At 28.7% G+C, this 13245-nt stretch carries 5 protein-coding genes and 2 pseudogenes; all 7 read left to right on the top strand.

Going from position 1 to position 13245, the window contains the following annotated elements:
• Positions 1 to 464 (top strand): annotated as a pseudogene (locus RWR88_RS07290) (hypothetical protein); the annotation flags it as partial.
• Between the two features lie 348 nt (positions 465 to 812).
• The gene (locus RWR88_RS07285) at positions 813 to 1547 is read left to right on the top strand and encodes a hypothetical protein (RefSeq protein WP_314451474.1); all 735 of its coding nucleotides are present in this window, start codon (positions 813 to 815) and stop codon (positions 1545 to 1547) included.
• Positions 1548 to 2090: 543 nt separating this feature from the next.
• Entirely contained in the window at positions 2091 to 4682 is a 2592-nt protein-coding gene (locus tag RWR88_RS07280; RefSeq protein WP_314451472.1) for a TrlF family AAA-like ATPase, read from the top strand.
• Positions 4683 to 5191: 509 nt separating this feature from the next.
• Positions 5192 to 6262: a PD-(D/E)XK nuclease family protein gene (locus RWR88_RS07275; RefSeq protein ID WP_314451471.1), complete on the top strand. Its 1071-nt coding sequence runs from the start codon at positions 5192 to 5194 to the stop codon at positions 6260 to 6262.
• A gap of 560 nt (positions 6263 to 6822) precedes the next feature.
• On the top strand, positions 6823 to 9939 hold the full coding sequence (locus RWR88_RS07270; RefSeq protein ID WP_314451470.1) for an AAA domain-containing protein: 3117 nt from the start codon (positions 6823 to 6825) through the stop codon (positions 9937 to 9939).
• 1427 nt (positions 9940 to 11366) lie between these two features.
• Positions 11367 to 11705 (top strand): annotated as a pseudogene (locus RWR88_RS07265) (alpha-2-macroglobulin); the annotation flags it as partial.
• Positions 11706 to 11828: 123 nt separating this feature from the next.
• Complete coding sequence (locus RWR88_RS07260; RefSeq protein WP_314451468.1) at positions 11829 to 13115, top strand: nucleoside triphosphate hydrolase; 1287 nt, start codon at positions 11829 to 11831, stop codon at positions 13113 to 13115.
• Positions 13116 to 13245 lie beyond the last annotated feature (130 nt).

Raw genomic sequence — 13245 nt, 5'->3', positions numbered from 1 at the left:
TAATGGCATTTTTAGAATTAGAGAAGTATAATAAAGATAAGATACAAGAATACAATAAAATAAGATGGATTGAATTTTTTGGAAATCAACCCTACACACAAAGCCCTGAAAAAATATTAAAACAAGCGGATCGAATTGTGAGCCGAGTAGACTGGACAAAGGAGGAACGAAAAATGTATGATGAAAGAACGCGATATCTCCAAGCCTATTCAAGTTTTTTAGCAACTATAGAAAAAGAAAAGAAAGATGCAAGAATGGAAGGAATAGCGAAAGGTAAAGAAGAAGGTAGAACAGAAGGCCGAGCAGAGGGGATTGAGGAAGGTAAAGCACACGGTATCGAACACGGAAAGAAAATGATGATTATCAGTTTGATTAAAGATGGACTACTTTCGAAAGAAGAAGGTGCAAAACGATTAAGTATCTCTGTTATTGAATTAGACGAGTATATGAGTGCTAACGAATAGAAGTATTAATCAGAACTATCTTGATACTAAAATGATGAAGATTTAAATACAGAACTACAATAAGTGTAGGATTATACAGAAGTACAAATTGACTTAATGGAGAAATCGCAGAGTTAAGATATAATTGAATAGAAGTAACACAAAGGATAGTCATTTTATTACGTCTGTCCTTTTTGTGTGTTTTTAGAGGCGCATTCTTAAATTTATAGTTTAATTCTTTTAATTATATTTTATAAGAAGATTATGAGATACATATCAATTCAAATTTAGGTTTACGGAATGCTCATTTTTTTACATATTATTAGTATTGGATTATACTAAAATATTAATAAAAAGAGGTGTGAAAGATTGAGTGTTATTGAATTTTTAAATGGACAACTTCCTGCAGCGATTATTTCTGGGATAGTAGCATTTATTGCCTTATCAACAGCATATAGACGTTCATTAGATTTAGAATCAGAGTGGAGAAAAACATTGTTTAAAGCAGCTGGTTCAGAAAAAATCACAATGGAAGGAGTGCAGTTGCTAAGAACGGCATTAAGATATGGAAAAGTAGATGGTGCAAAAGTTAAAATGTATTCCTTCTTTTGGTTTACGAATCTAGTAATAGATTTTTGTGATTATCTGAGAGAAAAGAAAAAACAATGTAAAAAAGTCGAATATTTATTGGAAGATGAGGAGCAAGAAGTCATTCGTATTTTTATCAGATGTCTATTAAAACATAATTGGGAAGTTAATGAAAACTTGAAAGCAAAACTTTTGAGAAGAAGAATTGATGAAACAAAATACATGAAAGAATCTTATGAAAAAGCTTATGAAGAATATAAAAACATGAAAGAAGGAACATTTGATTTTAAAAAATATATAGATAATCAAAGAGAAAATAAGGGGGAAAATGGAATGGAAAAAAGTAAAAGTCGAGCAATAATTCAATTGGTTAGGGTTAGTTCATTCATATTATTATTTATTATACTTACTATTCGATTTCTCAGTGAGGGGTGGAAATGGAACGTAAATATATCAAACGAAACGATGGGATTTGCAATTATTATTGCGTTGATATTTTTCTTTGTCAAAGAATGAGTCCATGAATTGAGCTTTATTTAATAATGAAAAAGATTCAAAAAATTAGATAGGGAAAATATAACTGTTGGGATGAGTTAAAAAGCATTATCTCGTAATAATTATTTTGAAAATTTGTGTTAATATACATACAGAAATTACTTCTTTCTTATCTTTTAAGTAACTATTAATTTTGTTTTTAAGTAATATAATATTGTAGATACTTTGCTGAGTGTTTATTTAAAATATTGATAATTTATTGAATTGTTGAGTATAACTTAATAAATTACGAGATTATTTAATAAGAAACTACCAGAAATATCAGTATAGGATTGTATTAGTAGTCATCGTTACTGATATTTTGAAAAGCTAATAATTTGTAGCAAAAAAAATTATGATGATGTAATTAATAATTATATAAACTTTGCTATACTAGGTGATGTATAAGATATCGAATCTTGAAAAAAGAGAAATCGAACTGAAAATATAGTGTCTGAAAATTAGTAAATTTGAGTGATTATAGAGTGTATAAAACATAATTTAATATAGAAAGGTTTGTGTTTAATGATTCAAAGAGGTTCAGAGTTTAGGAAATGGGATTTACACATTCATTCTCCTTATACAGTGCTAAATAATAATTTTGGATTAAATGATGGTAAAGGAAATGTTGATATAGAAAAATTTATCCAAAGAATAAAGGATGAAGAAATATCCGCTGTTGGTTTGACTAATTATTTTAACTTTACGGATGCTGATTTTAAGTTAAAAGACAGAATGAATCAAGAAGGTATTACAACTTTTTTAAATCTAGAAATTAGGCTTTCTAATATAAATAAATCTGATCAGCTTTTTGATTATCATATAATTTTTGATAATAAGTTGAATGATAATGTTATCAAAAATCTGTTAGGACAATTGAAGGCTAATATTGGTAGTACAGATAAATCGTTTAATAATTTAACAAATGATGAAATTGAAAATTTTGCAAATATAGATTTAAGTCAATTACTGACAGTGTTAAATAATGATAAAGAATTAAATGGACGATTTTTGAAAGGTTTTCTTTCCAGAGGTCACGGTAGTGCTACTAGTGATTCTGACCCTAAAAATCGTGCAGTATATGAAAATATCTGTGTTAATTCGGATTTTTTAATACATTCAAGTTGTAATAATCCAGAGACATGTAAAGATAAAAGATGTAGCCACAATAATATTATTTTAGATAGAGAATATTGGCTTGAAAAATCAAGATATGTGAGGCCTTTAATTCAATCTTCAGATGCACATTCATTGGAGCAAATAGGAAGTAAATATTCTTGGGTAAAGGCGGATTTAACTTTCGATGGTTTGACACAAATAAAGTATGAACCAGAGTATCGTATTAGTGTAGATAAAGAAAAACCAACTGTTGAGAAAGAAGAGTTAGTTATTGATAAACTTCAATTTAGTGGAAAAGATATCTATTTATCTGAAAATTTGAATACTATCATAGGTGGGAGGTCAGCTGGTAAATCAACCCTATTAAATTCTATAGCTAAAAAGCTTGGCAATGAGATGAATGATGTATATTTTTTTGAAAATATGGACGATTTTCATATTGTTTGGAAAGATGGTAAAGAAGATAATTCCAGAAAAATAGAGTATGTTCCTCAAGAGCATATGTTTACTTTAGCCAGAAATAATAAAAAACTTAATGAATTGGTAGAAAATATTATCCAGTCCAAAGCAATGATTTCTGTGTTGAAGGTATATGAGCGAAAATGTACTATTTTAAATCGTGAAATTAGATCCTTACTTGATAGGTATAAAGAGAATGAAAAGAATATTAATGAACTAATAAAGCCAGAGTCAGAAAAACAAGCTACTGAAAATCGAATAAAAATATATGAATCTAAGAAACAAGAATTATTAGATGATAGCAAGATAAGTGAACAAGATAGAGATAAATTCAAAATTCAAACTAAAACATTACAGTCATTGAACTCACAAAAAAATATTTATGAAAGTGATTTGCAATATATATTAACAATTCCTCCAATCAAATTTGAAATTAAAAGCTTTGACAGAACAATTTCTCCCTCAACAGATTTAAGGGTTAAAATTGAACAAATTACAGCTCAATTGCATGATTTTGTTAGAGAAAAGCAAGAACATGAAATTAAGGTGATAAAGTTAGAAAAAGAAGCTTTAATAAAAGATAGTGAAAATAAAATTGCTAATATAAAAAATGATGATACATACATGAAATGTGTTGAGGCAATGAAAAATAATTCAGAGATAGTAAGATTAAATTCTCTAATCAAAAATGAGGTTGATGTTTTAGTTGAAATTGCAAAATATGAAAAACAAAAGGAGCAATTTGGAAAAGAAAAAAGAGAAATTCAAAAAGAAATTATTTTAAAATATAAGGAATATACTAATTTTAGAAATGAATTGTTGAATAATTTTAAGATTGAAGATGATAATGGAGATAACTTAAAGATTACAGTTAAGTTTAGTTTAATTGATTTAGATGCTGAATTTGATTATGTTAATGCTCGAGGTCGTTCGAAGCAAGATTTTATTGAAAAAATGACAAATTCATTTGATGAAGTTATTGAATCAATATTTGATGAGGATAATCTTACATTTAATGGAAATAAAGATAAAATTAGTCATATTGAGCATTTCTTTACAACTAATTTTTATGAATATAGTTTTGAAATAGAATATCAGGGTGATAATTTTGAAAAAATGTCACCTGGGAAAAAGGCGTTCATTGTATTAAAGTTGATATTAGAATTTTCAGATAGTAAAATTCCTGTGTTAATTGACCAACCTGAAGATAGCTTGGATAATAGGGCAATTTATAATGAGTTAACGAAATATATCAAAAAGACTAAATTAAAACGACAAATAATAATCGTTACGCATAATCCGAATATAGTTGTTTCTGCTGATTCAGAAAATATTATCGTAGCAAATCAGCATTCTGACAACTCTCCAAATCAAAATGGAGAAAAGTTTGAATATATAAATGGTGCTTTAGAGAATTGTAGTAACAATCCTAAATTAGAATTTATACTTCAAAAATATAGTATTAGAGAACATGTATGTGATATTTTGGAAGGTGGGAAAGATGCCTTTATTAAGAGGGAAAATAAATACAATCTTTAGATTTTTTAATTTAAGATCAGAAAATATTCAATTCTTGTTAGGAAATTGATTATTCGTTAATATAGTGAATGAATATAAATGGTTGTTAATTAAGACTTTGAATTAATTTCGCTTTCTAAGTACCCTAATAAAATCAATACTTTAGAGATAGTATGAAAATAAAAATTGCCCAATAAAAAAGTATACAGCACCCCAAAAGTTAGATTTTTTATGTCTAACTTTTGGGGTGCAAAACACTTTCTGATTTTGAAAACATTTTTTACTTTCAAAAATTATAAAATCGCTGTTTTAGTTCGAAAAAAGGTCACAGCATAAATGATTGTTGTCGCCTTGTAATAGTCTTTTTGTCAATTCTGTGTTACAATCCATTTTAGAAGTCAGTCTTTTGTTAATTTATTTGGTAGATTAATTATACAACTAGTGGCTTCTTTTTTTAGTTTATACGAAATATTGCACATTCTCTAAAAACAAGTAAATTACATTAATTATCATAGTAAAGGAATTATGAAATGGAAAAATATATTGAGTTACTAAATCTTAGGAATAAAATAGAGAATACATTGAATTATCAACTGTCACTAAGTAATTTAGAATTATATCACAGCAATCTATTTGCAGTTGTTCTGGAGAAGTCTGAATTTATTAATCATAAGTTTTTTTGTAATGCTATTGATATTAATAAAAAATATACAGATTTGAAGGTTTATAGAGAAAAAAATTCGATTGATTTAACCATCGAAATTATTGATGAGGATAGAAAGACTCATGTTATTTTTATAGAAAATAAGGTTAAGTCTTTACCTCATAAAGATCAATTATTACGATATTCTGAAAAAAATTCTAATGCTAAAGGGATACTTCTTAGTTTAATTAAACCTGAATTTGAACTACCTGATAGTTGGTTTAGAAGAAGTTATGGTGAGCTAATTGAGTATTATAGTGATTTACTTGATAAAGTAGATGAGACTTTTAGATTATACTTAATAGATTATGTTGAATATATGAAGAATATGAAAGAGTTTATTGAAAAGATAAGTTATGGCGAATCATACTTTTTAGAAGAGTGTAATAATAAAGTACTTGAAGGTATGAGATTAAGGTCGGTTATCGAGAAAATTCATTATGCGAATTTAGAAAATAAGATTTCTGATTTAGGATATAAAACATACTCTGGTAGGATAAGAGGAGCTCATCATTTTGGCATTTATCTTCCTATCGATGGTACTACGTCATCATTTGATATTCAGATACAAGGAAACCAGTATAGACATAAGGTTAATTTTTCTCTTGAAGATAAAGCAAAATTAAGTGATTTAGAAAAAATATGTGATAGTATAAAAGAGAAAACTTGTTTGTATAATTTCAATCTAGAGGATAATCCAATTTTAGAAAAGTCATCTCCAATAAAAAAATGGAAAACATATGGTAAAAAAGATTATTATGATTATGCTCATATAAAAAAACATGTATCTAGTAAAGAGTTGATTAATTATATAAAAACGGATATGAAGAAAATTGAAGCGGATTTGAAAATTGTTAAAGATATTATTTTAGAAAATATTAAATCAATAACTAAATAAATACTGGTGAGGCAGTATTGATAAGTATCAATCTTTTAGAGGATTGATATATTATAGTTGAAAAGTGTAATTGTCTACATCACAATAATACTCCTAGTTTACTAGGGTATTTTCTGTTCTCTTGCTACGCCGACTTTAAATTAAGCTAGAAAAAATAAATGTAATAAAAAAGCCAATATGATACACTAAAACCAAATTAATCATGACAAAAATAGGTTGTTCTACAAATCCTGTTGCTGAGAAATCACCGACAGGATTTTTTACATGCAAAAAAGAGAAATTCGAGTTATGATTAAGTCGAACAATCGAACAACAAAAATCAAAGGAGGATTTTTCTTGTGGACAATTATACACGAAATGTATTCGGGTTAACAGATGAAAAATAATTATCAACCACATAATGAAACATAAAAATAGTTACTTTAAGATTAATTTACAAAATGAAGCAAAATAAAAAGATATAATCATTAGATATTCTAAATTAAATTGAGCAATAGGTATACTTAAGCGAAATAATTTATACGAAATTCCTTTAGACATAGAAAGAGAAAAGATTGAAGATGTCTAATAAAGGTGAATTGGAATCAAAAGAAATGGAGAAAGAAATGAATACGAAAGAAAATATCTTAGAAGCATGGATAATGGTCGAACATTTGTCAGAAGGTGATATTAGGTTAAAAGATAACAATATACAGATGATCGAGTTTCCCAAAGATAATAATTTTTATTCTCTATTTTCTGATGCAATATCAAAGAAGGGGCTGAAGAATTATCAAAAAGGCGGAATAGTATTATACCTTGATATTTTTAAATTTGAAGTGATTATTTCGTTGCTGAGAGAAAAATTTAATCTTCAAAAGTTGGAAGAAGAGGTAAATGTTGGAGAAAAATTCTCATTTGCTCTTTATTTTGATAAAGAACTCCAATTAGTTGATAGTATGACTTTTTTTACAGCAAGTAACTATATTTTGAAAAATAAACGTATACCTAAAGAAAATGAATTTTTGGAATATGAAGAAGAAAATAAGAATTATATTAAAGAATTATTTAATTACTCTGGTGATAAAAACTATGTCGAGTTTTTTAATGATGCCTTTAGAAAGTTACTACAGAAATATTCACTTAATCTTAGAAATTGTAGAATGAAAGTATTAACTAATTTAGAGGCAGATGCAATAAATTTACATTCTTTTTTTATGAATGATTTAGAAAAGGCGAAAAGTATAACAACTGAAAATCTTGATCAATATTTATTAGGGATAAAAAAAGATAGAATTAATCTTGATAGCAGAAAGGATAGAGATTCTTTTAATCCAGATATATTTTGGGATATTTTACAACCTAAAAATTATCCTATCGCTAGATTCCCTAGTAATCCTAACTATGCTCTTTCTTTTATGCAACAAGTTGCTGTAAATTTAGCAATTGGATATGATAATGAGAAAATCCGTAGCGTAAATGGTCCACCTGGTACAGGAAAAACAACTTTGCTAAAAGATATATTCGCTCAACTTGTTGTAGACCAAGCAAATGAAATTATAGGATTGAAGTCAAAGGAAATTAAAGACAAAGTATCCTGCCTTGAAAACACTGGGATTGGTAAAATGCCAAAATCAATAGCTGATAAAGGGATTCTTGTTGCGAGTTCAAATAATGGAGCAGTTCAGAATATTGTTAATGAATTACCTTTAATAAGTGGAATTGATGAAATGTTTATTGAAGAATTGAGAAATGCAGATTATTTTTGGAATATTTCAAATTCTAATATTTCAGTGGATAAGAATCAGAGTGAAAAAGAAGAAAAGTTCTGGGGATTGTTTTCTTTGGAAGGCGGTAAAAAGAATAATATGAATAATATCCTTACTTCATTAGAAGAGGTTATTCATGATTTAAAAAATAATTATGTATCTAATAAGGATGTCTACAATGACTTTAAAATACAGTATGAAAATCTTCTTAAATTTAAACAAGAAAAACAATTTTTTTGCGAAAAATATCTACAATTAAAAAAGTCAAAAGAGGATTATGATTACTCTGTTTACCATTGCCAACAGCAGAAAGAAGAATTGAAAAAAGAGTTGAGCATTATTGAAATAGAATATATAGAGTATCAACAACAATCAAATATAAGAAAAGTTGAGATTGAAGAAGAAATTGGGAATACTGATGAAAAAATAATTAATAACTTAACTGAACAGAATCAAATAAATTCATCTATTAATGCGTTGAAGCTACAAAAACCATGGTTCTTTTCTGCTAAAAAAATAAAACAAGACTATAAGGAGAGAATGAGAAGTTTCTCAGAAGCACTTATTCAAATTATTGATGAAAATAGAGAATTAAATAAGTATAAACATAGTCTTGAAGATGAAATAAACACTATTCTAAAAAAAGAGAAAGAATATGAAAATAAAATTTATCAAAAGAGGAAAGAGAATCAACAAATAGTTGAAGAAGGGTTAGGCAAAATTAAAGAAATAGATGAGAGTATTCAATTGTTGACTAAAGAGATAAATGCTGCATCAGTAAAAGTGTTAGATATGAATGCAGATTATAATGTACTTCAAATGGATAATCCGTGGTTTGAGAAAGAATATAGATGCCTTCAATCAAGATTGTTTATTGTTGCATTAAAACTTAGAAAACAGTTTTTATATGAAAATATTAAAAGTATACAAGCAGCAATAATTATATGGAATAAACAAAAAGAATACCTTGATAATAAGGAAATGATAGAAGAAGCATGGAATTGGATGAATATGGTAATACCGGTTATTAGTACTACGTTTGCCAGTGTTCATACAATGTGTAAAAATTTAAGTGAAAATACAATAGGATATTTATTTGTTGATGAAGCTGGTCAAGCATTACCACAATCGAGTGTAGGTGCAATATTTCGAAGTAAACAAGTTATGGTTGTAGGTGATCCAGCTCAAATAAAACCAGTGCTTACATTAGATTCTTCCATTCTCGGTATGTTAGGTGAACATTATGGTGTTTCCAAGGAATATCTATCTGATGAAGCTTCTACTCAAACTTTAGTGGACGATATTAGTAGATATGGTTTTTGTAATGATGGTAAATGGATTGGGATTCCACTTTGGGTACATAGAAGATGTAGAAATCCAATGTTTAATATTTCAAATGCTATATCATATGGTAGAAATATGGTGCAAAGTATAGACACTCCAGGTAAAGCATTTTGGTTTGATATATCAGGAAATGCGATAGATAAATATGTTAAAGAACAAGGAGAATTTTTAAAAAATAAAATTTCAGAATTAATGGAGCAGAATCCAGACATAAATGATAAAACAAAAAAAGATACTATATATGTCATTACTCCATTTAAAAATGTTGCTTATTGTTTATCACAAGAACTTAAGAAAATCGGATTTACACGATATGATGAAAAAGGGAAAGTTACGAATATTGGTACTGTCCATACTTTCCAAGGAAGAGAAGCTCCAATTGTATTTTTTGTTTTAGGATGTGATGAAAGAAGTCAAGGAGCTGCACATTGGGCTGTGGGTTCAGTGAACCCCAATATTTTGAACGTAGCAGCTACTAGAGCAAAAGAAGAATTTTATATTATTGGTGATAAACGTTTATATCTTGGTATAAAAAGTACTATTATAAATGAAAGTTTTAGGATTCTGGATAGATTTAATTCTTGATTAGATAAATAGCTGGATTCAATAAGATACATTAAATTACACAAAATAAAATATACAAAAATAGAAAATCAATTATTAATTTAGGATAAGTTATATTATCTATTTGTAACAAATGAACAAAACATTTGTAAAAAAACCGTAATATAACATTACTTGCACAAGTTATAGATAAGTGTTATTATATCTTTGTTTGAAAGAACAATATTGTAAGTATTGTGAATACACAGGTTGATATGACAAGTTATGAACTTATTACCATCATAACCATAACCTAAAAAGTGAAATTAACAACTTTTTTCGTAAAATAGCTTGACAATGAACAATCAGTGAGGTAGCATAAACTTATAATATAAAAACCAAAAAAAAATAAAGAGAGGTATAATATTATGAAGAAAAAATTATTATTATCAAGCGTAGCAGCTTTATCATTATTCGCTGCTTACACTACAGCAACTGCTGAAGAATATGGTAAATTTGGTGAGCCTTTATACAGCGAACGTAAATTACCAGATGCATACTCAATTGAAAAAGCTGAAACTCCAGCGGACTTAGCTGCAGCTGCTGAAAAATACGCAGCTCGCCAAAAAGTTGCAGTTGAGTTACGTCAAGCAAATACTCAATTAACAATTGCAAAATCTGACGAAGCTAATGCTAATTCAGTTTTTGAAAAAGCACAAAAAGCTTATGATGAAGCAGTTCAAAAAGTTGCAGAAGCTATCAATACACAATATGATGCATCAGTTCAAAAAGATAAATTAACTGCTGTATTAACTACTGTTGAAGAAAGATTAGCTTATGATAAAAACGACTTAGCACAAAGTGTACCAGTATTAGAACAATTAAAAGCTCAACAACTAGCAGCAAAAAATGCTTTAGCAGACGCTGAAAAAGCTTTACAAAATCACAGAGATAATAAACCAGTTTCTGGTGCTCCTGTAGAAGAGTTAAAAGCTTATGAAGTAGACCATATTGACTTTGAACGTAAAGTTGATAAAGCAAAAGAAGTTAAAACTTTAGCTGACCATGCAGTTGAAAAAGCAGCTAAAGATATTAAAGACTTAAAAGTTGCTATCCAAAATGGTGAAGATAGAGTTGAGTCATTGAAAAAAGCAATCAAACAATTACAAGTGGTTGTTGGTAATGAAAATGACGGCGAAGCAAATACTGGAGAAGTTCGTGGCGTTTTAGTATCTGAATTAGTAAAATTAAAAGAATTAAGATATGCTGAATTAGATAAAGCTTCTGATCAACGTATTTTATCTACTTCATTCAGAAAAGAAATTGAAGAACAATACAATGAAAAATTAAAAGAAGCTCAAGAAGTATACAAAGCTCAAGGTGTTGAATTTGTATTATCTGATGTATTAGCTGTAGCTGAACCAACTGAAACATATGTAACTAAATTTGGTTGGAACCAAGATAAAGCTGGTAACTGGGTATTCTTAAAAGATTCAGAAGGTACTAAAGCTACTGGTTGGGTAAATGACAACGGTTCATGGTACTACTTAGGACAAGATGGCGTTATGAAAAAATGGTGGGTACAAGTAGAAGGAACTTGGTACTACCTAAACGGATCAGGTGCAATGCAAACTGGTTGGTTACAAGATAACGGAACTTGGTACTACTTAGAAGCTTCAGGTGCTATGAAAGCTAACCAATGGTTCGAAGTTGGTGGAAAATGGTACCACGTTGATGCATCAGGTGCATTATCAGTAAATACTACAGTTGACGGATACAACGTTAACGAAAACGGTGAATGGGTTTAATTTTTAAAATTAACTTACGAAAAGAGAGCGCAAGCTCTCTTTTTTTGTACATAAAAATAATTGACAATCATTAGTTTTGACCCTATTATTAAATTAGTTAAAAATAAGAATGGAGTGGAAATCATGAGAAGTAAGAAAATTATGTTAACATCTTTAGCAACATTCACGTTAGTTGGAACATTAGCTTTATCACAAACAATATTTGCCGATACAGCATCACATACATCAGGTAATTCAACAGCTGCAACATCAGGCACAAATGCAACAACGTCAGGTTCTAATACAGGATCAAATTCGACTACAACAGCTAATAGTTCAGCAGGAACCAATAGTGCTTCTGGAACAAGTTCAGCAACAGGAAGAGCTTCTAATTCAAGTACAGCAACTGGAACAGCTACAAATTCAGGAAAAGCAAATTCAGCAACTACAGATGCTAATAAACCAGCAAAAGTTGTAACTAAAAGTGTTGAATGGAAAATTGAAGAAGGTAAGAAGTATTTAAAAGTTAATGGTGTTAGAGCTTATGGCTGGGTTGAAATAGATGGAAAAAACTATTTAGTTGATTGGGATGGATCTGTTAAAGTTGGTTTGTTAGAATCAAAAGAAACAAGATACTATTTTGATAAAGAGGGAGTTCAGCAATTAGGTTGGCAAAAAATCAATGATAAAGATTACTATCTAACAAAAGATGGAACAAAATATTCAGGAGTTTTCACAGATGGAACGAAGAAATACTATTTAAAAGATGGTATTCAAGAAATTGGATTGAAAAAAGTAAATGAGAAATGGTATTTCTTTACAGCAGATGGTACAAATAAAACAGGTTTAATTAAAGATAATGGTAAATATTACTACATTACTAAAGAAGGAGAGAGTAAAAAAGGCTTAATTACTGAAGGTGAAAAAGCATATTTCATCAATGAAGATGGAACCTTAAAACAAGGAATCATTGAAGTAAATGGTAAAAAAGTTCAATTAAGCACTGATAATGCAAAAGCTGGTTGGAATCAATTTGAAGGGAAATGGTATTACTTCGATTCTGCTGGTAAAATGTTAACAGGTTGGATTCAAACTGATTCATGGTATTACTTAAATGAAAATGGTGTAATGCAAACAGGTTGGAAATTTATCAAAGGTAGTTGGTATTATCTAAATTCATCTGGAGCAATGCAAACAAGTTGGTTGCTTGATGATGGAAAATGGTATTTCTTAGATGGATCAGGTGCTATGGCAACAGGTTGGGTTAAAGTAGGTGGTTATTGGTACTACATGAATAACTCAGGAGCAATGCAAACAGGTTGGCAACAAGTAGGAGGGAAATGGTACTTCTTAAATTCATCAGGAGAGCTATTAACAAATACTACAACACCAGATGGATTTAAAGTTAATGCAAATGGTGAATGGGTTTAAGTTAGAATGATATAGTAAAGAGAGCGAAAGCTCTCTTTTTTTGGGTTGTTCGACAAATCCTGTTGGTGAGAAATTACCGACAGGATTTTTTATATGCAAAAAAGAGAAATCCAGGTTATGATTAAGTCGA

Source organism: uncultured Granulicatella sp., assembly GCF_963528195.1.
In the GTDB taxonomy this organism is placed as follows: domain Bacteria; phylum Bacillota; class Bacilli; order Lactobacillales; family Aerococcaceae; genus Granulicatella.
This window is presented reverse-complemented; position numbering and strand designations above follow the sequence as displayed.

Bases quoted from the DNA above. Each gene is read 5' to 3' on its own strand.
- RWR88_RS07280 (WP_314451472.1), top strand. From the start codon at position 2,091: ATGATTCAAAGAGGTTCAGAGTTTAGGAAATGGGATTTACACATTCAT.
- RWR88_RS07275 (WP_314451471.1), top strand. From the start codon at position 5,192: ATGGAAAAATATATTGAGTTACTAAATCTTAGGAATAAAATAGAGAAT.
- RWR88_RS07270 (WP_314451470.1), top strand. From the start codon at position 6,823: ATGTCTAATAAAGGTGAATTGGAATCAAAAGAAATGGAGAAAGAAATG.
- RWR88_RS07260 (WP_314451468.1), top strand. From the start codon at position 11,829: ATGAGAAGTAAGAAAATTATGTTAACATCTTTAGCAACATTCACGTTA.